The following is a 19,248-nucleotide window of genomic DNA, read 5'->3' on the forward strand; positions in this document are numbered from 1 at the left end:
TTAGCCGTTGATGGCCAGGAGACCGGCGAAGATCAGCACGGTCCCGAGCGCGTATCGAAACGTCAGCGGTTCGCCGAAGAACAATTGCGCCAGAAGCGGCACGAAGCAGAATGTCAGCCCCATGAACGAATAGGCGAGCGTCAGCGGCACGGACTTGAGCACATAGATCCAGACGATCGTTCCGAACCCGTACAGCGCCAGTGCCGCGATCAGCACCGGATTGGCGGCGAGCGCCGCGAGCCCGCGCAGCGAAAAATCGCCGGTGGTGGAGCTGGTCATCTTGAACAGAACCTGGCCCAGGGCGATAAGCAGCGGCGTTCCGAGAAGCCCGAGCCAGGTGATGGGGGAAAGCGAAACGAACATGAAAAACCCTCAGCCTGGCCGGTCTTCGCTGTAGAAGATGTCGCGTCCGATATCCTCGCAGGTATAGACCTCCGGTACCGGATGCGCGGCGCGCAGGAAGGAATGCGTGTAGGCGAAGAAGTTGAAATGCGGGTTGAACGTGTAGCGAGCTTCCCGTTCGCGCGGAACGACGATGATCAGCCGCCTTTTAGCGATCCGCCGCAGTTCGGCAATCGCCCGTTGATATTCCAGCACGTGCTCGATCACGTGGGTGCAGATCACTGTGTCAAATTCACCGTCGGCAAAGGGCAGGTCTTCGATCCTGGCGGCGACATATTCGACACCTTCGATGGCAGCGGCATCCTCAACGACGAAATCGACGCCGGCGAGGCGCTTGAGTTCGGGATGGGCGGCGCGGATATGGGTGAGCAGGGCACCGGTACCACAGCCGACATCGCAGACGCTGGTCCCGGTGATCATGGAGTTGATGCGCCGGATGCAGGCCGCCGAATTGTCGGTGCCCTCATGGACGCGCGGATGATTGCGGTAAAGGTCTGCATATTCCTCCGCCGTCAGGAATGGCGCCCGCTCCCGGAACCGGGCAAGGTGGCTGATATGGTCGCCCCAGACGCGTTTGGCCAGCCAGAGGAAAAGCCGCGAATCCCGCAGGATCGGCGGCAGCAGGTCTTCGATGACGAAGCGGATGCGATTGGTGGTTTCCCGGTTCATGCCGCTTTGGTCCTGCGCCGCTCGGGCTTGGCGGGCTGGGCGGGAGTTTGCACGGGACCAGCCGCATGGGCGCTGGCCGGCAGGCTCATATAATGGATGCGGAGCTGCTCGGCGCGGGCGCGCGAGACGGAATCGAGGATCAGCCCGGCGGTGAAGATCAAGAGCGAAACCAGCATCAGCACCAGCGAGAAGACCCAGGTGGGCATGCGCTCGACGAGGCCGGTCTGGAAATAGGCGACTAGCACCGGCGCCATGAAGATCAGGCTTGCCACCATGAAGGCGCCGCTGATCAGGCCGAAAAACGCGAAGGGCCGCGTCTCCTTCATCAGCATGGCGAACATCCACAGGATCTTCGCGCCGTCCTTGAACGTCGAGAGCTTGGAATGAGAGCCTTCCGGGCGCCTGCCGTAATCGAGTTCGATCTCGCAGACCGGCAGTTTGAGGAGCGAGGCATGCACCGACATCTCGGTCTCGATCTCGAACCCGCCGGAAACGGCCGGGAAGCTCTTTACGAAACGGCGCGAGAAGGCACGGTAGCCGGAGAAGATGTCGGTGAAGTCGGGTGCGAACACCGTCCGGTAGAGGAAGTTGAACAGCCGGTTGCCGGCTGCGTGACCCTGCCGGCCGGCATCCGCATGCACCCCGCGGCGGGTACCGACCACCATGTCGGCGCGCTCGGTCAGAAGCGTGCGGACCAGCTCCTCCGCATCCTGCGGCGCATAGGTGCCGTCTCCGTCGGCCATGATGTAGACGTCCGCATCGATATCGGCGAACATGCGCCGCACCACATGGCCCTTGCCCTGCCGGCGTTCGCGCATCACCAGCGCACCTGCAAGCATGGCCTGAAGTGCGGTGCCGTCCGTGGAGTTGTTGTCGTAGACATAAACCCGCGCCCCTGGCAGCGCCTCGCGGAACCCGCGCACCACGCCGGCGATGGTCATCGCTTCGTTATAGCAGGGCAGCAGGATCGCGATGTCGAAATGGCCGGTCAGGGCGTCGGTCATGTTGTTCACTCGATACATGGAAAACCGAACGCGGGAAGTCTCCCGTGCCGCGGCTTTACTATTTCTTGGGAAGGTTAAGGCTAGGTTTCCTCGACCCTCGAAACAGGCGAAAAGTCCGGACGGCGATGACGGAAAATGCAGCAGACACATCCTTTTCGAGGACGGCGGGCGGGGCCGCGGTGCCGCTTTTGTCGCGGCTTCTGCCGGCAGTGGCTCTTTATGCGGTCATTGTCGCCGTAGCGGCTCTCGCGTTTTCCCTACCGGACGCCACTGACTACCTCGGATCCGACAACGACGACGTCATGCGGCTCGTCGAAATTCGGGATTTACTCGCCGGCCAGGGCTGGTTCGATCTGACGCAGTACAGGCTCGGTCTCGAGGGCGGCACGCTGATGCACTGGTCGCGGTTGATCGATCTGCCGCTCGCGCTGCTGATCCGGCTGTTCTCGTTCTTCCTGACCCAGGACAAGGCCGAAGCCGTCGTTGTCACAATCTGGCCTCTTCTTCTGGTACCGCTTCTGCTCCTGCCGCTCGGCTTGGCTGCCCGCCGGTTGGCCGGCGTTGCAGCCATGCACATCGCACTCGGCCTCGGCGCGCTCTTCGTTCTCGGCTGTGTCCGGTTCAAACCCGGTTCCATCGACCATCACAACGTCCAGCTCATGCTCGTCATGTGGATCGCTGCCATGCTGGTCGATCCGCAGAGGCGGGCATCGAGCTATGTCGTCGCCGCCATCGTCTGTGCGCTGGCATTGGCGATAGGCGCCGAAACGACGCCCTTTATTGCCATCGTCTGCGTGTGCGTGGCGCTTCAATGGGTCTGGCACGGCCAGGCATTTTCCCGACCGGCCCGCTTCTTCGGCCTGTCGCTGGCGCTGTCGGTCTCGGCGGTCTTTTTCCTGACGATCCCGCCGCGCGCCTATGCGGTCGTCACCTGCGACAACTTTTCGTTCGGCTTCTATGCTCTTTCCGCGCTGGGAGGCGCCGCGCTCTTTCTCCTCGCAAGCCTGCCGAAACAACCCGATCGTATTGTTCGCGTCGCCCTGGCCGGCGTCACCGGCGGTCTCCTTCTTCTGACGGCCCGCGCCATCGCGCCGCAATGCCTCGCCGATCCGTTGAGCACGCTCGACCCGCTGCTGGTCGAGCTCTGGTTGAACGGCGTCACGGAGGCGCGTTCGTTTCTGGCCGAGGCCCGGGCGGAGCCGGAAATGGTCGGCGGGTTCTATGCGGTCGGGCTTTTTGCAATCGTGGTCTGCCTTGTCCGCAGCCTGAAGCGGGAGAAGACGGAACTCCATCTCCTGCTCTTGGCGCTGATCGGCGCCTCATGGGGCATCGCGCTGCTGCAGGTGCGGGGCGCCTTCTTTTCCAATATGCTGGCCATCCTGCCGTTGTCGCTTCTGATCACCGATCTGCGGCGCGCTTCCGCGGCCGATCCTCGGAACCCCAGTGTGGCCCTTGCCTATATCTGCGCGGTGCTGATGTCCGTTCCGGTCGTCTGGGCTCTGGGCGGCGTGCTCGCGGTGCATGGCTGGAAACAGGCGGCCGACATGCGGACACTCACCAAGGCGGGCATTTCCGATGGCGAGATCGGTGAATGCGGCGATCCGGCGGATATGGCCGCGTTGGCCACATTGCCTGCGGGCATCATAGCCGCCCCCTCGAACAGCGGGGCGGATATCCTGCGCTGGACCCCTCACAGGGTGCTGACGGCCCCCTATCATCGCAACCAGAAGGGCATGCTGACCGAACTCTACATCGGTCTCGCCCAGCCGGGGGAGGCAAAGGCCTTCCTGAGAGGGGCCGGGGTGACGGCGCTGGCCTTCTGCAAGACAGATCCGCAGACCGATGCCCTGATCAGGCGCAAGCCGGACGGGCTTTATGCCAATCTCGCCCGTGGCCAGGTGCCCGATTATCTGCAGCCGTTCGGGCAACCGAGCCAAAGCGGCTTCCGTCTCTATAGGGTGCTGCCGGACAAGAATTGATCGTGGATGAAGTGCCTCATGCCTCGCGGCGGGCATCCAGGGCGAAAAGACCGGCGAGGAACCCGATCAGGCCGGCATTGTAGCCGAGGATGGCGATCACCAGATTGAAATAGGACGCCGGGCCGGGTGAGACGGCGGTCGCAAGCGCAAATGTCGCGGGGATCATGACGGCGATGAAAGCGATCCAGAACGCGGACCGCATCATGCCGACGCAAATGCCAATCGATGCAGCGGTCAGGAAAAGCACTCGGATATATCCTTATCGGCCCTTAGGGAAAACGAGCCTATTAGCAACGTGCTAATAAATGCTTTCGTTCCAGCGTGGCAGGCACCCATGCGCCACGCGATGGCTGAGATACGACCTGATTCGGTGCGGCTTGGCCATCTTCAATGGCTCTGGTCCTTGCCTGAAGCGCCGGCATCCACAAGATATGGCGTCAATGAATAAGGCAGTTCTTCTCCTCGCCAGACCAGCCGGACATGATAGCCCGAAACCGGGCAGGTGAGGGCGACGACCTCGCCTTCGAATTGGGCCGTTTCGCCCGTCGGCTTGCGGATGATGCCGTCACCAGAGACGGCATCGAACGCAATGCCGATCTCGCCGAGCACAGACATGGCTTGCTGCCTGTCTTCGAAGCGCAACAGCAAGGGTTCACGCCGCATCGTTGCCCACCGTTTCCCTCAAACGAGGCCGGCGATCGCCGCTGCCGTCGTGCCGGTCGCGAACACGCGGGTCACCCGCAACGGCAGCAGGCCGCCAGCCGGTACGTTCGACAGCGTCAGCGTCTCGCCGGACAGCATGCGGACGGACAGATGGCCGCCGGTTCCCACATAGAGCGCGCGCGTCGTCTCCGGCAGGTCGGCGCTGTCGCTGGGCGTGATCGCAAATCCGGAGGAGGCGGGGCCGGAAAGCGAGGCTTGGGTATTGGCGAAACGGTCGGGCATGGACGAAATCTCCTTGAATATCGCTCGCCGTCATTGTCGCTCTCCTCTCTCCAGCGGGGAAAATGCGAGGCTTAAAAAAGCGCTGTACCCGCAGGTCTCCGGTTTCTCCCAGAAATGGAAATGTGGCGTGTCCGGCAAAAGAAAAGATGCAGCGTCAAATGCTTGGCTGCGAAGCGGCGAAGGGTTAGGTTCCCAACGCATTGTCGATCGGGCCACTCGAAGCCGCCGTTCGCGGGCCGCATCTTCCCCGCTTTCGCCGCCCGGAACTGGTGAAATCGCCACGCTCTTCCTTTAGAAGAAAAGGATGACCAGTTTGCTCGACAACGATTCGCCCACGAACCTCACCGAGTTTTCGGTGTCGGAACTGTCCGGCTCGATCAAGCGCACGGTGGAGAACGCGTTCGACCACGTGCGCGTGCGCGGCGAGATTTCCGGTTATCGCGGCCAGCATTCCTCAGGCCACGCCTATTTCTCGCTGAAGGACGATCGCGCCCGGATCGATGCCGTGATCTGGAAGGGCAGCTTCCCGCGGATCAAGTTCCGCCCTGAAGAGGGCATGGAAGTGATCGCGACTGGCAAGATCACCACTTTCCCAGGCTCTTCGAAATATCAGATCGTCATCGAGAACCTGGAACCGGCGGGTGCCGGCGCTCTGATGGCGCTGCTCGAAGAACGTCGGCGGCGGCTGGGCGCCGAGGGCCTGTTCGACCAGAGCCGCAAGCAGCTTCTTCCCTTCCTGCCGCAGGTGATCGGCGTCGTAACCTCGCCGACCGGCGCGGTCATCCGCGATATCCTGCATCGCATCGCCGACCGGTTCCCGGTGCATGTCATCGTCTGGCCGGTCAAGGTGCAGGGTGAAGGATCCGGCGACGAGGTGGCGGCCGCGATCCGCGGCTTCAACGCGATGGCGCCCGGCGGACCGATCAAGCGCCCGGACGTGCTGATCGTCGCGCGCGGCGGCGGTAGTCTCGAAGACCTCTGGAGTTTCAACGACGAGGCCGTGGTGCGTGCGGCGGCGGACAGCGAGATCCCGCTGATCTCGGCCGTCGGTCATGAAACCGATTGGACGCTAATCGACCACGCGGCCGATGTCCGTGCGCCGACGCCGACGGGTGCCGCCGAAATGGCGGTGCCGGTCAAGGCGGACCTCGAAGCGCAGGTCGCCAATCTCACAGCTCGCCTTCGCAGCGCCACCAGCCGCCAGATGGACCAGAGCCGCCAATCGGTTCGTGCACTGGTTCGCGCGCTTCCCTCGCTCGATCAACTGCTTGCCTTGCCGCGCCGTCGTTTCGACGAGGCGGCGGCTGGTCTCGGCCGCGGGCTGGAGCGCACGACGGTGGTCAAGCGCCGCAGTTTCGAGCGGGCGTCTTCCGGGTTGCGGCTGGAGCTTCTGACCAACCGGCTTGCCCAGCAGAGACAAGTGCTGGCCGACCGGCTGATGCGCAGCGACCGCTGCCTGGAGCGGCAACTGCTGAAGGAGAACAACCGCGTCGCCAAGGCCGGCGTCTCGCTTTCGGCGCTTCCCGCAAGGCTGCTCGGCCAGCTGCAGCGCGAGCGCCAGCACCTCGCGTCGATGGCCCGTCATGCGGATACGGCGATCTCGCACACGCTGACACGCGGCCGCGCGGCAATCACCGCGCAGGATCGCGTTCTGCAATCGCTCTCTTACAAGAACGTGCTGAAACGCGGCTTTGCCGTGGTGCGGGGTGAGGACGACCAGCCGCTGACCCGCGCTGGCGGCATCGGCGAAGGGGTGGCGATCTCGGTGGAATTCGCCGATGGAAGGATTACGGCGGTGACCGGCGAGGGTGGCGATCCTGCGGTTCCGTCCGCCGTGCCGCCTCAGCCAAAAAAGCGGCCGTTGAAATCGGAGCAGGGCGGGGACGCGCCGAAACAGGGCACGCTCTTCTGATGCATGTCCTCCTGGTGCTTGCTCATCCGCTGCCGGAAAGTTTTGCGCATTCGGTGGCCCGATCGGCGCGCGAGACCCTGGAGGCCAACAGCCACACGGTCGACCTGCTCGATCTTTATGCGGAGGGTTTCGATCCGCGGCTGACGGAACGTGAACGGCGCGGGTATTTCGATGTGCCCTACGACGCGTCGGAGGTGGCGGATCTGGTGGCGCGGCTGCACAAGGCCGAAGCGCTGATATTCGTCTTTCCGCAATGGTGGTTCAACCTGCCGGCGGTGCTGAAGGGTTTTTTCGACAGGGTCTTTGCGCCGGGCGTCGCCTTCCGCCACGACAAGGCGGGCGGAAGGATCATCCCGCTGCTCACCCACATCCGCCATTTCCAGGTTTTCACGACCACTGGTTCGCCCTGGTGGGTGGTGAAGTTCTACATGGGCGACCCCGTGCGCCGCCAACTCAGGCGCGGCATCGCCGTCTTCTGCAACAGAAAAGCCGAGTTCCGCATGCTGGCGCTGCACGACATGGACCGTGCCACGGCAGACAAGCGCGGGCGGCATCTGGAGCGCGTCAAGTCCGCGCTCCAATCCTTGCGATAGTCAGCGCACCCGCATGCCCGCCTTCTCGTCGAAATGCAGCGGCTTTTCGAATTTCTGAAGTGGTGCCTCCGGCACCGAGCCGATCGTCACGCCGAATTGCCAGTCCGGCGGGCATATAGCGATATAGCGGGCATAGCCGCCGACACCGCCGCCGAATTTCGGAAAGCCGATCGCCACCAGCGCACCCGTTTCCGGCACCTTGTCGAGGTTCGCCACGCCTTCCGCCTGGGCAAAGCCATTATGCATCAGCCAGTACTCGCCTTCGAGGTTCGGCGTGGTGTCGGTATCGAGCGGCTCATGGCCATGGAACAGGATCTTGCGTTCCAGATGCAGGAATTTCAACGCATCGAGGCTGACGCCGGGAAACGGCTTCGTCGTGGAAAGCGACGGATCCGGCCATTTCTTGTACCAGCCGGAGCGCACGAACACGACCGAGCCTTCCGGGATCCTGCCGTTCTTCTTCTCGAAATCGGTGATGTCGGAGACCTGCAGGTGATAGCCGGCATCGGTCTTCACCTTGTCCTCGATATTGATGACCACGAGCGGCCGCACGGCATAGGTGGCCGGAAGTTCGTCGATCGCCGCATATTCCGGCGCCCAATGGGCCGGCGGATCGAGCTGCGTACCGAGCTGGTCGGTGGCGAGGTTGTAGGTGGATGCCGCGAAACCATGCTTCTCGTAGGTGAAGGTGTCGCCCTTCTTGGCATAACCATCCAGATCTACACCGGCCGCGGCCTGGCCGAAGGCCGATTTGCCGAAGCCCGCCCAGACCGGGATATCCGGCGTGATCGTGTGGGTGAGATCCACGTATTTGGCGCCCTTCAGGGTCTCGTTATAGACCCTCCAGAGACCGGGCTCCTGGGCGGAGCCGCTGGTGACGGGCGCAATGGCGAGAAGTGCCGCGCCGAACGGTGCAGCCAGACGGATAAGCGAACAAGGCATTTCGGCTTCCCTCTTGTCATTCGTTCTGATCATCCGCCGACACGCCAAGCGTGCCGGCACGACCAGTTTCCCGCCGTAAAAGAGGGAAAGTCGACCAATTGGCGAAATCAGGCCCACTCGCCCTTGCGCATCACCGGCACCTTCGAGCCGTCGGCGCGCAGGCCGTCGATATCGACCTTGTCGGAGCCGATCATCCAGTCGATGTGGATCAGGCTCGAATTGCCACCCTGTGCCTTGATCTGGTCCTGGCTGAGCGTAGCCCCGTCGAGGAAGCACTTCGAGTAGCACTGGCCGAGCGCGATGTGGCAGGAGGCGTTTTCGTCGAACAGGGTGTTGTAGAACAGGATGCCGCTTTTGGAGATCGGCGAGGAATGCGGCACCAGCGCCACTTCACCGAGCCTTCGGGCGCCTTCGTCCGTATCCAGAACCTTGTTCAGCACTTCCTCGCCCTTCGAAGCCTTCGCCTCGACGATTCGGCCGCCTTCGAACTTCACCTGGATATTGTCGATCAGCGTGCCCTGGTGCGAAAGCGGCTTGGTGCTGGAGACATGGCCTTCCACCTTCAGCGCATGCGGCGTGGTGAAGACTTCTTCGGTCGGGATGTTCGGGTTGCAGGTAATGCCGTTCTTGGCGGTGGACGCGCCGCCATGCCATTCGTGGCCATCGGCAAGCCCGACCGTCAGGTCGGTGCCCGGGCCGGTGAAGTGGAGCGCGGAAAAGCGCTCGCCGTTCAGCCATGTCGAGCGCTTCTTGAGATTGCCGTTGTGTTCGGCCCAGGCCGCGATCGGATCGGCAAGATCGACGCGCGAGGCGGCGAAGATTGCGTCCGCCAGCTTGCCGACCGCGACGTCTTCCGGAACATCCGGGAACACCTGGCGCGCCCAGGAGGGGTTGGGATAGGAAACGATGTTCCAGTTGATGTCGAAATTGGCGATCTTCTCGAGCGCCGGCTTGTAGGCCATGGAATTGGCCTTGTTGGCACGCGCCACTTTGGCGGGATCCTGTCCCGAGAGCATCATCGGGTTGTCGCCGGAGATGGCAAGCCGCGCGGCACCGTTGGCATAAGCCTTGGCCATGCCGTCGTAGAGCCAATCGGACGCCTTGTCGAAGCTCGCGTCGGACGCGTATTCGTAGCGCGCGAGCGTCGTCTCCTCGTCGGAATAGAAGGTCGAGACGATGCCGGCGCCGGCAATATAGGCGTGTTTGGTGAGGAGCCGCACGAGCGGCAGAGCGGCGATCGGTGCCGTAATCACCAGATCCTGGCCCTTCTCGAGGCGCAAGCCCACCTTGATGGCGACTTCCGCCAGCTTCTCGAGCTTTTGAGGATCGACGACAGTTTGAAAATTCGGCACGATTGTCATGTTAGACCTCACCTGATTTCTGTGATCGAAGAGACTTAAAGAGGTTTGGGGCAAAATTGAAGCTGAGGGATAGATGTTCATGAAAACCGCCTTGCTGTGCGCCGCTCTCTTGGCCGCCTCGGCTTCTCCCGCTCTCTCGGCCGACTTTGCGGCGACGATGTTCGATCATCAGGTGGCCATCGCATCCGATGGCGATGAGGAGAAACTGACGATCGACGGCCGGCAAGTCCATTCCAACCGGTTCCTGCTGATCGACAATATCGGTCTGGTCGCAGGTGTGCCGTTCGTCGTGGTGGTGAGTTCGGACGGCGGCAACGCCTGCCCGGGTTCGCCTCTTGTCGTGTCGTTCCCGCAGGGTGGTGAGCCGCGCGTCGATGAGCCGATAGACGATTGCCGCGCCGCCGCCTCGATCACCACAGAGGATGACCACCTTCTGCTTGCGACGCAGGCGGTTGCCGGCCAGCCAAGCCTGCGCTGGACCTGGACGCCCGAAAAAGGCTTCGCCGAGGCCGGCAAGGTCGCCTTCCAGCCGAATGCGACGATGGGTTGGGACGACATGAAAAAGGCGGAGCACCCGTCCGACCTCCTCGGCATCGGGCCGATTGCCGAGGCTGCAAACGCGATGCTCAGCGAGCATAGGCAGGAGTTCGAGAGGTCCATCACCGGGCCCGGCAGCGGTGCGTTCAAGAACGGTTTCTATATCGGCGAAGCCTGCACGCCGCATATGTGCACCGAGGCCGAGGCACTGATCGCCGCGGATATTTCGGCGAGAAAGCTTTATCTTGCCTGGAAGCCTGCGGGTAGGAAGATCATCCTGCGTCCAGCGGTCCGCAGGTGGCCGGCACCGGCGCTCGCCGCTCTCAAGCAATGGTCGGCAAAGTGGCCGTGACGGTGGGAGAATGGCCGCTCAGCGCTGCAGCGCCGCCCTGACCGCGGCGGTGTTGCCGGCATGAACCTCCTCGTAGGGCGCGAAATAAAGCACGGCGCCTGAGGCGATCTCGTCCTCGACGAAGGATTTCAAGGAGGGATCGATATCCTGACCAGCGGCGATTGCGCCTGCCATGCGGCGCAGATAGGCGCGGTTGGCATCGATCAGGCCCGGCTCATAACCGCCCGCTGCAATCCGCTCCGCATCGCCATGCGCCGGCAGGATTCGCGCGATCGGCCAGGAGGCCATCCGGGCAAGTTCGGCGATATGCGTGCCGATCTCGGCGGCTTCCGAAATATAGGTGACGGTGTCCTCCAGCGTGTCGCCGGCGAGCAGAAGCCGTTCGTCCGGCATCCAGACCACGTTGCCATCGGCGCTGTGGATGGCGAAATGGTGCAGTTCGATCCGGCGGGAGCCGATCGTCAGGTCCAACCGGCCATCGAACAGGGTGGTCGGCATGACGAGCGGTGAGATCGGCGGGTTGGCGCTTTCGATCTTCTCCCGGTTTCCTTTCAGCTTCTCGGCCGTCAGCGTCAGCGCGATGATCTCGCAATCGGAAAAGATCGCGTTCCCGGCAACATGATCCTTGTGCCAGTGACTGAGCACGACGCGGATTTTCGTGACGCCGAGCCCCTCCAGATGGGTGCGGATCGCTCTGGCGTGGTCGAGCGAGATATGCGTGTCATAGACCAGCGCCTCGCCTTGATCGACGATCGCATAGGAGGCGACGCCGAGCGAATAGGCGCCGTCATCGAGCCAGTTTGCGCTTTTCGCATGGAGCCGCTTGCCCGATATCCGGCCATCATAATAGGCGAAGATGCCGGGATAGGGTTCGAGAACTCGAAGGGTCGAGGTCATCTCACTCATGGTTTCATGCAACCAGCGGTGCCGCGACCGCCTTCAGCGCGTCGCGGGCTGCCTTGGGATCAAGCCGCACCTGCAATCCGCGCTGGCCGCCATTGATGAAGACATGCGGCTCGTCGAGCGCGGTGATCTCGATCGCGGTCGGAACGAGTTTCTTCTGGCCGAAGGGACTGATGCCGCCGACATGATAACCGGTCGCCCGTTCCGCATCGGCGGGTTTCATCATGCTCGCGGATTTGCCACCAAACGCGGCTGCGAGCTTCTTCATCGAAACCTCGTGATCCGACGGCACCACGACGCAGACCGCCCTGCCGTCCACCTCCGCCATCAGCGTCTTCAAGACACGGCGAGGTTCCTCGCCGATCGCTTCCGCCGCCTGCATCCCGATCCGGTCCGCGTTCGGATCGTAGTCATAGGTGACGGTGGCAAAGGCGACGCCAGCCTTTTCGAGCATCTGGGTGGCACGGGTTGTCTTGGACATGGGCTAATCCTGGGTTCAGATCTCGGCAAAAGCCTCTTCGTAAACCTCCGGCTTGAAGCCGACGATCAGCTTTCCGTCCGCCTCCAGGACCGGCCGCTTGATCATCGAGGGCTGGGCGAGCATCAGCGTGATCGCCTTCTCACGGTCGAGGTTCGCCTTGTCGGCTTCGTCGAGTTTCTTGAAGGTCGTGCCGGCGCGGTTGAGCACGATCTCCCAGCCGGCGCGATCCGTCCAGGTATCCAGATGCGCGCGGTCGATACCCTCGGCCTTGTAGTCGTGAAAGGCATAGGTGACGCCCTTGCGGTCGAGCCAGCCGCGCGCCTTCTTCATCGTGTCGCAGTTCTTGATGCCGTAGATCGTGATTGCCATCGAAGCCTCTTCATTCCAGGCATGACCGATACCAAGCGCGACCCTTGCCGTGCAAGCCTTTCGCCGTGGTTAACAGTTGTTATGTGACAGTTGCATGGCTCCCCTGTTTCGTTGTGCATTGCACAAAAACAGCACAGGCATCATATTTTAGCAGAACGAAAAAGGAGAGTTTCACATGTCCGTACAGAAAAAAATTCGTGGCAGCGCCATTGGCCGCGCCTTCGCAGTTATGAGCGCCGCAATCTCGGTTTCGGCTGCCGTGGAAAACCATCGTCGCCCGAGCCACCGCGACCTGACCACCCTCGGCATCGACCCGAAGGCTTTCGATCGTCTCGGCTGATCTGTCTTTCCCGGCCTTGCCTGGCTGGGAAGGTGACCGCGTCTCAGCCTTAAGTATAAGGCTTTGCCAAGTACTCGCGGAAACTGTCCGTTAACCATGCCATCCTATATTCTCCTAATATTCCGGGGAGATGTGGATTTGGTCGGGCAGGTTGTCAGGGAAGAAGCGCCGTCGGGGCCTGTGTCTGTCGACGGCGAGGTGTTGAAGCGGTCCGTCGCCAAACTGGCGAACGAGGCTTCCGCGCTCGGCCTTCATCTGGTCGATATTGCCGGTGCCATCCAGGACACGGCTGCGCAATCCTCCGCACATGCGGCATTGCTTGGCCGCCTGACCCAGTCCGCCCAATCGATCGCGGACGCCAACGGCCACGTTGCCCGCTCCCTTCAGGAATCCGACAAGCTGACAGCGAATGCGCGCAAGGTGCTCGGCGAACAGGCCGAACAGCTTTCCGGCTCGATCACTGCGATCGATCACATGGTTCATGCGTCCCAGGAAATCGGCGCCGAGATCAAGCTGTTTTCGACGGCGCTCGGAGACGTCGGACGTCTGGCAGATGCGATCGGCATGATCGCCCGGCAGACGAACCTTCTGGCATTGAATGCCGCGATCGAGGCGGCACGTGCGGGCGAAGCCGGCAAGGGTTTTGCCGTGGTCGCCGCCGAGGTACGCGCGCTGTCGCTGCAAACCTCCCAGACCACCAGTTCGATCCAGTCCACGCTCGATCAGTTGAACAGCCGCATCGACAAGCTGGTCACGGCCGGCGAAGGCGCCAGCCAGTCGGCCGAGGGTGTCAAGACGACCGCGATGAAGGTTCAAGGCTCATTCAAGGGCGTCGAAGGCGTCATGACCCAGATCCTCGACAAGGCGTCCTCGCTCGCCGGAACGACGGAAACGGTCGACAGGCAATGCGGCGAATTTGCTTCGTCGATTGCCTCCGCGGCAAGCGCGATCCTGAAATCCAATGATCAGTTGCAGCAGACCTCGTCCCGCGTCGGAGAGGTGGTGACGATTTCCGAGCGGATGATCCAGACGACGGCAAGCGTCGGCATCGAGACTCCGGACACGCCCCATATCCGTGCCGTCATGGCCTATGCCGCCGAAGTTTCCTCCGCCTTCGAGGCAGGCGTAAAATCCGGCCGCATCGATCTTGGGGCATTGTTCGACCGGCAATATGTCGCGATCCCCGGTAGCGATCCTGTCCAGTACATGACGCGTTTCACGGAATTCACCGATACCGTGCTGCCGCCTATCCAGGAACGGGCAGCCGAAAGCGACGCGCAGGTCGCATTCTGCGCTGCCGTAGATGAAAACGGCTACCTGCCGACCCACAATCGAAAATTCTCGCAGCGCCAGCGTCCGGGCGACGTGACATGGAATACCGCCAACTGCCGCAACCGGCGCATCTTCAACGACCGCGTGGGCTTGGCGGCCGGCCGCAACAAGGAGCCCTTTCTGCTGCAGACCTACCGTCGCGACATGGGCGGCGGTGAGTTTGTACTGATGAAGGATATTTCCGCCCCGATCACCGTGAACGGGCGCCATTGGGGCGGGCTGCGTCTCGCAATCAAGGTCTGACATCGGGAGGCGGCGTGCGTCACCCCGCGTAGGCCGCGTCCAATTCGGCAATATCGATCTTCTTCATCGAGAACATGGCCTGCATGACGCGATGGGCGCGGGCGCTATCGCTATCCGTCAGCATCTTCGGCATCCTGGCGTAACTGACCTGCCAGACAAGTCCGAAACGATCCGTCAGCCAGCCGCAGGGCTGTTGCTGGCCACCCTCGACGAGCTTGTCGTAATAGTGGTCGATCTCGTCCTGCGTCTCGCAATGGACAAGGAAGGAAACCGCGCCGTTGAATTTCGCCCACGGTCCGCCGTTGATCGCCGCAAAATTCTGACCCTCGAGCTCGAAGCCCATCGCCATCACCGAACCCTTGAGCCCAAGAGCGGCATCGCCATAACGCGAGACATCGGTGATCCTCGAATTGTCGAATACAGAGACATAGAAATTGACGGCTTCTTCCGCGTTGTTCTCGAACCAGAGATGCGGGACGATTTTATGCTTCTGGATGGCCATTGTTCTCTCCTCAAATAGGCGACCGGCCATAGGACGCCGAGGCGCCCGCCGATCCGACTCGCCTGGCAAAATTCTTTCAGATCATCATGCGGAGCTGTTCCGGCCGCGTCGGATAGGCAGGAGCATTCGGATCGAGGCTCCATCTTCCGAATTCCTCGTGCCGCGTCTCGCCGTAATGGCTGTAGACGAGCATGAACTCGCCGGCGATCCAGGCATAGTTCCGCTCGATGGGCATGGGTTCAATGCGCCCGCAGCCATAGATCAGCGTCACATGCGGAGTAGTATCCGCTGTCCAGGAGTTCGGAAGGTTGTGGCGGGCGAGAGCGCGGCGCAGCATCTGCGCGAACTGGACGATCACCGGATTGCCTTTGGCGCGGTAGAGGGCGAGATGACGGTTGCCTCCGAACAGGGCGCAGTTGTCGAGCGTGATCGGGACAGGTCTCGCCTGAAGGCTGGCTGCGACCATTTTGGTTGCTTTGATAAGCGGCATGGGCGGCTCTTCGAACTGTTCCATGCAGAGCAGGCTCATGTGGAGAAGATCGGCGGGATAGGCATCGCGGGTATTCTCGTTCGCGGCGTGGATCATTGCGTCGCCATGCATGATGAGACCGAGGGGAGCCGACGGCTTCAACACGAACATCAGCTTGCTCTTGCGCCGGGCAGGCGGGGCCGGTTTCGGAAGCCAGCCTTCGCCAAAGGGGAGCGAAGGCTGGCCAGCATGCTTGCGCAAGCTCATCTTGCTACCGTCATAGTAATGCGACCTCATGCCGTTGAATCAAATCTAGCGGGACTCTCTGGACGAGTAAAGAACAAAAGAAGAACAATTGCAAGCATGGTTAATTTGCGAGCCGGTCCGGCACCGGCTTTAGCGGGTAGGCCTTCCAGAAGAAGCTGTCGGCGGCAGCCTGGTCGTAGGAGAAGTTGCGGGCCTCCCTGATCTTGCCGTCCTCGATGCGGAAGGCGAGCACCCAGACCGTATCGACATTGGCACCGTCACGGTTCGACCAGCCGCGATGCATGTCGATCACCCAGTTTTCGTCGGCCATCAGTGCGATGAGCTCGGCGCGAAAGCCGGCCTTTCCGAGTTGCTGGAAGAACGCGGCGACCTCCGCCTTGCCGCGTTTCGTGCCTGCAAGCGGATGGTGTCCGGGAATATGCCATTCGATGTCATCGGCGAAGAAGGATGCGACCCTGGTCATGTCGCCGCTGCCGTAGGCGGCATAATAGTCGGTGATGACCTTGCGGTTCTGTTCGGGGCTGGCGGCCATGGCGGGCACTCCTGAAAGAAAGGCGGCGGTAACGAGCAGCGCTCGGAAGCTGGTTTTGAACATGGGTTCCTCCTCAAGGTTCAGCGGATTTTCGCAGCGCGTTCCGCCGCACGTCCGGCGAGTCCTCGGTCGCCGTTTTCCTGCCTCGCAGTCATGGTCAGCGCGGAGACTTTCCAGGCGCCGTTAATCTTGACGAGTTCGTAGCGATAATGGCCCGTCAGCACCCAGAGATCGCTTCCGATGCGATGGGTGGCCTGGAAATCGGCCTCGGCGGTTGCTTTCGCGCTCTCAAGGCTCGTGATCGTGGGATTGGTCACGAGATGCAGCGTCTCGTCGAAGCCTGGCAGGAAACCCGACCATTGCCGGATTATGTCGCCGGCCGCCTGGGTCGTCGGTTTGCCGCCCCAAAGGCTCGTGTAATCGAGCGTCACCTCGTCTGCGAAGGCGCGGCGTACCCGGTCCCATTGATGCCGGTCGGCGCCAGCGGCGATATCGGTAATCGTACCGATGATCGCCGCACGGTCCTGGGGAGCGATCTGTTGAGGCGCCTTCACGCGGGTGAAATGGGCCGCCGCGGCGTCCGCTGCGATTGTCACCGGCTCTGACCGGTCGTAGAAATCGAACTGGCTGACATCGTCGAGCCAGAGCTCCGATTTTTTGCCCGGTAGCAGCGCGTAAAATGCATGTGCCCCCTGCGGCACGGCGGCGGCTTCCGAATGGACGATCAAGGTAGGCTTGTCGAGCTTTGCCCCGAGCGAGACGGAATCATAGGTCAGCCACGGCTCCCAGGAGGCGAGATTGAACCGGTTGTCATATTGCGGGATGAGGCCACGATCGGTCTCTGTGTAATAAGGTATCCGATACATGAGCGACGCCTGGTCGGTCATGCTGGCGGCGGTGATGGTCCTCGGCTGGCCCCGGCGCTCGGAGGCCTCCGCCTCGTGCGAGGTGGCGATCAGCCTGGAAACACCCTCTTGTCCGCCATAGACCTGCTCGACCATCTGTCGATTGTGCAGCCACGGGGCAACCAGGGCGACGGCGGCGAAATTCGCATTGCCCGTTGCCGCCGCTGCCGCTGCCATGTATCCCGCCGAGGCGCAGATGCCGAGCCCGTTGATATCGGTCGCATCGACCTCCGGCAGGGTCGCCATGAATGCGGCCGCGGCGGAGATGTCGCTGGTCTTTTCCGCCGGATCCTCCTTGAAGCGAATTTCACCGCCGGACTGTCCCCAGCCGCGATGATCGAAGGCGAGTGCGGCAAAACCGCGTTCCGCCATTTCGCGGGCGTAGCGGCCGGACATCTGCTCCTTGATCGAGGTCCAGGCGCCGCTGACGACCACACCCGGGCGTCTTTCTCCGGATCGGTAGTCCGGCGGCAGGTAGAGCGTGCCGGCGAGCATCGCACCTCGGTTCTCGAAGGAAACCCTGCGGGTCTGGATATCCTCCGCGATGGCGGCAGAGCCCATCATCGCGATGCAGAAGGTTGAAACAGCTGCGGCTTTCATGGCGTTTCTCCTGTCTCATGTCGAATGACGGGAGGTTTGCAGATCTGCCGCCGCCGCACAGGCGCAGATCTTGGCGTTCGTTATGCGATTGTTGATTCAATCGGCTCTGAAGGCAGCGGGCGTTGTACCCGCATGGCGACGGAAATGCTGGCCGAACCGCGAGACATCCTCATAACCGACGCGGGCCGCAACGGAGGAGATTGGCAGGCGCGTGGTCTTCAGGAACAGTTTCGCCAGTTCCATCCGTTCCTGGATGACATATTGAAGCGGCGATCTGCCGAGTGCCCTGGTAAACGCCCGCGCGAAATGAAAACGGCTCATCGCCGCTTCGGCTGCCATGCCTTCCAGCGACAGATTGGCCGTGAGGTTGTCGTGGATATAGTCGAGCGTGCGGCGCAAACGCTTGTCATCGATGCCGACAAGCCTCGGTGGGGCGGGAGCCAGGATCTGGGCGAGGTGGGCCGCGAGCGCCAATTGCATCGTCTCGCGATAGAGCTGCGACGCATGACCAGCGATCGAGACCGTCTGGTGAGCAAGCTGCGCCAGCAACGGGTCGAAGGCGCCGACCACAGGCCGGAAGTCCGAATGATGTTCGAAGCCCACATCGGCGAGCAGGTTTTCCGGCACTTCAAGTCTCAGGAAAGACAGCGCCTCGTCGTATTCGCAGATGCCCGTCGCACCGGCCGGCAGGATCCAGCCTTCGCCGGCTTTCAGCGGCACATGCTCTCGTTTGTCCGAGCCGATGGCGATCCGGTGGCGCTCCTGATCGACGAGAAAAAGCCCGAGCGCCAGGCGCGTTATCGCAAAGCGTCCGCCGCCGGGAGGCGTATGCAGCCTCTCCGCCGTCAATTGCGCCTGGTCTGCAAATGCCTGCGATCTGCTCATGCGGAAAATCTAGGGATCGGGCATGGAACTTCAACCAACAGTTCTGTGAGAACTTCGCCCCTGCAGGCAAGAAACGGGTTGAATCCCTGGGCCTGAGGCATGATTTTAAGGTCAATCGCAATGCGGAGGTTTCCTCATGACAACGCATCAATACCTGATTTTTGAAACAGCGGGCGGCTTCTGCGGCATCGCCTGGAACGAGGTCGGTATCACGCGCTTCCAGCTCCCGACCAAGAGCACGGATTCGACCGAAAAGCTGCTGCTGCGACGGCTGCCTGAAGCCGAGCCGGGCACGCCGCCGGCCGAGGTTCTGGAGGCTGTCGACGCCGTGAAGCGTTATTTTGCGGGCGAAGAAGTCGATTTCTCGAAGGTCAAACTCGATCTCGAAGAGCAGGATGATTTCTTCAAGCAGATCTATGCCGCCGCCCGCCGGATCAGCTGGGGGCATACGACGACCTATGGCGCGATCGCCAAGCAGCTCGGCGCCGGTCCTGAGGCCGCTCGCGATGTCGGCCAGGCGATGGCGAAAAACCCCGTGGCGCTGATCATCCCATGCCACCGCGTGCTTGCCGCCGGTGGCAAGATCGGCGGTTTCTCGGCTCCGGGCGGCTCGACCTCGAAGACCCGCATGCTGGAACTCGAAGGCGTGCGCCTGACACCGCCGGAGCCGGCACAGCAATCCCTCGGGTTCTGAAACATTCGTCCACGGTCCTCTATCGCCGAC

23 protein-coding genes are annotated in these 19,248 nt (G+C 62.2%); 7 read left to right on the plus strand and 16 right to left on the minus strand.

All coding sequences use genetic code 11. The features are described 5' to 3' along the window. Genes ABCW43_RS24250 through ABCW43_RS24260 form a run of 3 tightly spaced genes read right to left on the minus strand, consistent with a single transcriptional unit; the run spans position 1 to position 2,075 of the window. Complete coding sequence (locus ABCW43_RS24250) at positions 1-363, minus strand: EamA family transporter (protein WP_345929201.1); 363 nt, start codon at positions 361-363, stop codon at positions 1-3. A gap of 9 nt (positions 364-372) precedes the next feature. Continuing rightward, positions 373-1,071, minus strand: coding sequence for a class I SAM-dependent methyltransferase (locus tag ABCW43_RS24255; protein ID WP_345929203.1), 699 nt, complete (start codon positions 1,069-1,071; stop codon positions 373-375). Continuing rightward, positions 1,068-2,075 (minus strand): glycosyltransferase, encoded by a 1,008-nt coding sequence (locus tag ABCW43_RS24260; protein ID WP_345929205.1) that lies wholly within the window; start codon positions 2,073-2,075, stop codon positions 1,068-1,070. The genes ABCW43_RS24255 and ABCW43_RS24260 overlap by 4 nt, the downstream gene beginning before the upstream one ends. Before the next feature lie 125 nt (positions 2,076-2,200). Between ABCW43_RS24260 and ABCW43_RS24265 the strand changes: the two genes are divergently transcribed. After that, entirely contained in the window at positions 2,201-4,054 is a 1,854-nt protein-coding gene (locus tag ABCW43_RS24265) for a hypothetical protein (protein ID WP_345929207.1), read from the plus strand. A gap of 16 nt (positions 4,055-4,070) precedes the next feature. Here the strand turns inward: ABCW43_RS24265 and ABCW43_RS24270 are convergent, their stop codons facing one another. The 3 genes from ABCW43_RS24270 to ABCW43_RS24280 form a co-directional block, all read right to left on the minus strand. Then, a complete protein-coding gene (locus ABCW43_RS24270) occupies positions 4,071-4,301 on the minus strand; it encodes a hypothetical protein (protein WP_345929209.1) in 231 nt (76 codons plus the stop codon). Between the two features lie 140 nt (positions 4,302-4,441). Further along, complete coding sequence (locus ABCW43_RS24275; protein WP_345929211.1) at positions 4,442-4,717, minus strand: hypothetical protein; 276 nt, start codon at positions 4,715-4,717, stop codon at positions 4,442-4,444. A gap of 18 nt (positions 4,718-4,735) precedes the next feature. Continuing rightward, the gene (locus tag ABCW43_RS24280) at positions 4,736-4,999 is read right to left on the minus strand and encodes a spike base protein, RCAP_Rcc01079 family (RefSeq protein WP_345929213.1); all 264 of its coding nucleotides are present in this window, start codon (positions 4,997-4,999) and stop codon (positions 4,736-4,738) included. A gap of 304 nt (positions 5,000-5,303) precedes the next feature. On the opposite strand from ABCW43_RS24280, the gene xseA reads away from it, so the two are divergent. Then, positions 5,304-6,911, plus strand: a complete 1,608-nt coding sequence (gene xseA / locus ABCW43_RS24285; protein ID WP_345929215.1) for an exodeoxyribonuclease VII large subunit — start codon at positions 5,304-5,306, stop codon at positions 6,909-6,911. Further along, the gene (locus tag ABCW43_RS24290) at positions 6,911-7,504 is read left to right on the plus strand and encodes an NAD(P)H-dependent oxidoreductase (RefSeq protein ID WP_345929217.1); all 594 of its coding nucleotides are present in this window, start codon (positions 6,911-6,913) and stop codon (positions 7,502-7,504) included. The genes xseA and ABCW43_RS24290 overlap by 1 nt, the downstream gene beginning before the upstream one ends. Here the strand turns inward: ABCW43_RS24290 and ABCW43_RS24295 are convergent, their stop codons facing one another. Then, complete coding sequence (locus ABCW43_RS24295) at positions 7,505-8,446, minus strand: cyclase family protein (RefSeq protein WP_345929219.1); 942 nt, start codon at positions 8,444-8,446, stop codon at positions 7,505-7,507. A gap of 107 nt (positions 8,447-8,553) precedes the next feature. After that, positions 8,554-9,807: an aminopeptidase gene (locus ABCW43_RS24300; RefSeq protein WP_345929221.1), complete on the minus strand. Its 1,254-nt coding sequence runs from the start codon at positions 9,805-9,807 to the stop codon at positions 8,554-8,556. A 79-nt stretch (positions 9,808-9,886) separates the two neighbouring features. On the opposite strand from ABCW43_RS24300, the gene ABCW43_RS24305 reads away from it, so the two are divergent. After that, positions 9,887-10,696 (plus strand): Ivy family c-type lysozyme inhibitor, encoded by an 810-nt coding sequence (locus ABCW43_RS24305; RefSeq protein WP_345929223.1) that lies wholly within the window; start codon positions 9,887-9,889, stop codon positions 10,694-10,696. A gap of 18 nt (positions 10,697-10,714) precedes the next feature. On the opposite strand, the gene ABCW43_RS24310 is transcribed toward ABCW43_RS24305, so the two are convergent. The 3 genes from ABCW43_RS24310 to ABCW43_RS24320 are packed head-to-tail and all read right to left on the minus strand — an operon-like array spanning position 10,715 to position 12,449. Then, a complete protein-coding gene (locus ABCW43_RS24310; protein WP_345929225.1) occupies positions 10,715-11,602 on the minus strand; it encodes an MBL fold metallo-hydrolase in 888 nt (295 codons plus the stop codon). 4 nt (positions 11,603-11,606) lie between these two features. Then, complete coding sequence (ybaK, locus tag ABCW43_RS24315) at positions 11,607-12,080, minus strand: Cys-tRNA(Pro) deacylase (protein WP_345929227.1); 474 nt, start codon at positions 12,078-12,080, stop codon at positions 11,607-11,609. A 15-nt stretch (positions 12,081-12,095) separates the two neighbouring features. Then, complete coding sequence (locus ABCW43_RS24320) at positions 12,096-12,449, minus strand: ArsC family reductase (RefSeq protein WP_345929228.1); 354 nt, start codon at positions 12,447-12,449, stop codon at positions 12,096-12,098. A gap of 175 nt (positions 12,450-12,624) precedes the next feature. Here ABCW43_RS24320 and ABCW43_RS24325 point away from each other — a divergent pair, with 175 nt between their 5' ends. Together ABCW43_RS24325 and ABCW43_RS24330 are read left to right on the plus strand one after the other, a co-directional pair. Beyond that, positions 12,625-12,789: a hypothetical protein gene (locus ABCW43_RS24325; protein ID WP_251090421.1), complete on the plus strand. Its 165-nt coding sequence runs from the start codon at positions 12,625-12,627 to the stop codon at positions 12,787-12,789. A 96-nt stretch (positions 12,790-12,885) separates the two neighbouring features. Next, on the plus strand, positions 12,886-14,364 hold the full coding sequence (locus tag ABCW43_RS24330) for a methyl-accepting chemotaxis protein (RefSeq protein WP_445738997.1): 1,479 nt from the start codon (positions 12,886-12,888) through the stop codon (positions 14,362-14,364). A gap of 19 nt (positions 14,365-14,383) precedes the next feature. Here ABCW43_RS24330 and ABCW43_RS24335 read toward each other — a convergent pair whose 3' ends face one another. The 5 genes from ABCW43_RS24335 to ABCW43_RS24355 form a co-directional block, all read right to left on the minus strand. Beyond that, positions 14,384-14,866, minus strand: a complete 483-nt coding sequence (locus ABCW43_RS24335) for a VOC family protein (protein WP_345929233.1) — start codon at positions 14,864-14,866, stop codon at positions 14,384-14,386. Between the two features lie 76 nt (positions 14,867-14,942). Beyond that, positions 14,943-15,602, minus strand: a complete 660-nt coding sequence (locus tag ABCW43_RS24340) for a 2'-5' RNA ligase family protein (RefSeq protein ID WP_345929235.1) — start codon at positions 15,600-15,602, stop codon at positions 14,943-14,945. A 100-nt stretch (positions 15,603-15,702) separates the two neighbouring features. Next, positions 15,703-16,197, minus strand: coding sequence for a nuclear transport factor 2 family protein (locus ABCW43_RS24345; protein ID WP_345929238.1), 495 nt, complete (start codon positions 16,195-16,197; stop codon positions 15,703-15,705). A gap of 17 nt (positions 16,198-16,214) precedes the next feature. Further along, positions 16,215-17,639, minus strand: a complete 1,425-nt coding sequence (locus ABCW43_RS24350; protein ID WP_345929240.1) for an alpha/beta fold hydrolase — start codon at positions 17,637-17,639, stop codon at positions 16,215-16,217. Positions 17,640-17,735: 96 nt separating this feature from the next. Continuing rightward, complete coding sequence (locus ABCW43_RS24355) at positions 17,736-18,524, minus strand: AraC family transcriptional regulator (protein WP_345929242.1); 789 nt, start codon at positions 18,522-18,524, stop codon at positions 17,736-17,738. A gap of 136 nt (positions 18,525-18,660) precedes the next feature. Here ABCW43_RS24355 and ABCW43_RS24360 point away from each other — a divergent pair, with 136 nt between their 5' ends. Then, on the plus strand, positions 18,661-19,218 hold the full coding sequence (locus tag ABCW43_RS24360) for a methylated-DNA--[protein]-cysteine S-methyltransferase (protein ID WP_345929244.1): 558 nt from the start codon (positions 18,661-18,663) through the stop codon (positions 19,216-19,218). Positions 19,219-19,248: the final 30 nt, after the last annotated feature.

This window comes from Neorhizobium tunisiense (genome assembly GCF_039631515.1).
Lineage (GTDB): Bacteria > Pseudomonadota > Alphaproteobacteria > Rhizobiales > Rhizobiaceae > Neorhizobium.

Bases quoted from the DNA above. Each gene is read 5' to 3' on its own strand.
- ABCW43_RS24250 (WP_345929201.1), bottom strand. From the start codon at position 363: ATGTTCGTTTCGCTTTCCCCCATCACCTGGCTCGGGCTTCTCGGAACG.
- ABCW43_RS24255 (WP_345929203.1), bottom strand. From the start codon at position 1,071: ATGAACCGGGAAACCACCAATCGCATCCGCTTCGTCATCGAAGACCTG.
- ABCW43_RS24260 (WP_345929205.1), bottom strand. From the start codon at position 2,075: ATGACCGACGCCCTGACCGGCCATTTCGACATCGCGATCCTGCTGCCC.
- ABCW43_RS24265 (WP_345929207.1), top strand. From the start codon at position 2,201: ATGACGGAAAATGCAGCAGACACATCCTTTTCGAGGACGGCGGGCGGG.
- ABCW43_RS24275 (WP_345929211.1), bottom strand. From the start codon at position 4,717: ATGCGGCGTGAACCCTTGCTGTTGCGCTTCGAAGACAGGCAGCAAGCC.
- ABCW43_RS24280 (WP_345929213.1), bottom strand. From the start codon at position 4,999: ATGCCCGACCGTTTCGCCAATACCCAAGCCTCGCTTTCCGGCCCCGCC.
- xseA (WP_345929215.1), top strand. From the start codon at position 5,304: ATGACCAGTTTGCTCGACAACGATTCGCCCACGAACCTCACCGAGTTT.
- ABCW43_RS24290 (WP_345929217.1), top strand. From the start codon at position 6,911: ATGCATGTCCTCCTGGTGCTTGCTCATCCGCTGCCGGAAAGTTTTGCG.
- ABCW43_RS24295 (WP_345929219.1), bottom strand. From the start codon at position 8,446: ATGCCTTGTTCGCTTATCCGTCTGGCTGCACCGTTCGGCGCGGCACTT.
- ABCW43_RS24300 (WP_345929221.1), bottom strand. From the start codon at position 9,807: ATGACAATCGTGCCGAATTTTCAAACTGTCGTCGATCCTCAAAAGCTC.
- ABCW43_RS24305 (WP_345929223.1), top strand. From the start codon at position 9,887: ATGAAAACCGCCTTGCTGTGCGCCGCTCTCTTGGCCGCCTCGGCTTCT.
- ABCW43_RS24310 (WP_345929225.1), bottom strand. From the start codon at position 11,602: ATGAGTGAGATGACCTCGACCCTTCGAGTTCTCGAACCCTATCCCGGC.
- ybaK (WP_345929227.1), bottom strand. From the start codon at position 12,080: ATGTCCAAGACAACCCGTGCCACCCAGATGCTCGAAAAGGCTGGCGTC.
- ABCW43_RS24320 (WP_345929228.1), bottom strand. From the start codon at position 12,449: ATGGCAATCACGATCTACGGCATCAAGAACTGCGACACGATGAAGAAG.
- ABCW43_RS24325 (WP_251090421.1), top strand. From the start codon at position 12,625: ATGTCCGTACAGAAAAAAATTCGTGGCAGCGCCATTGGCCGCGCCTTC.
- ABCW43_RS24330 (WP_445738997.1), top strand. From the start codon at position 12,886: ATGCCATCCTATATTCTCCTAATATTCCGGGGAGATGTGGATTTGGTC.
- ABCW43_RS24335 (WP_345929233.1), bottom strand. From the start codon at position 14,866: ATGGCCATCCAGAAGCATAAAATCGTCCCGCATCTCTGGTTCGAGAAC.
- ABCW43_RS24340 (WP_345929235.1), bottom strand. From the start codon at position 15,602: ATGAGCTTGCGCAAGCATGCTGGCCAGCCTTCGCTCCCCTTTGGCGAA.
- ABCW43_RS24345 (WP_345929238.1), bottom strand. From the start codon at position 16,197: ATGTTCAAAACCAGCTTCCGAGCGCTGCTCGTTACCGCCGCCTTTCTT.
- ABCW43_RS24350 (WP_345929240.1), bottom strand. From the start codon at position 17,639: ATGAAAGCCGCAGCTGTTTCAACCTTCTGCATCGCGATGATGGGCTCT.
- ABCW43_RS24355 (WP_345929242.1), bottom strand. From the start codon at position 18,524: ATGAGCAGATCGCAGGCATTTGCAGACCAGGCGCAATTGACGGCGGAG.
- ABCW43_RS24360 (WP_345929244.1), top strand. From the start codon at position 18,661: ATGACAACGCATCAATACCTGATTTTTGAAACAGCGGGCGGCTTCTGC.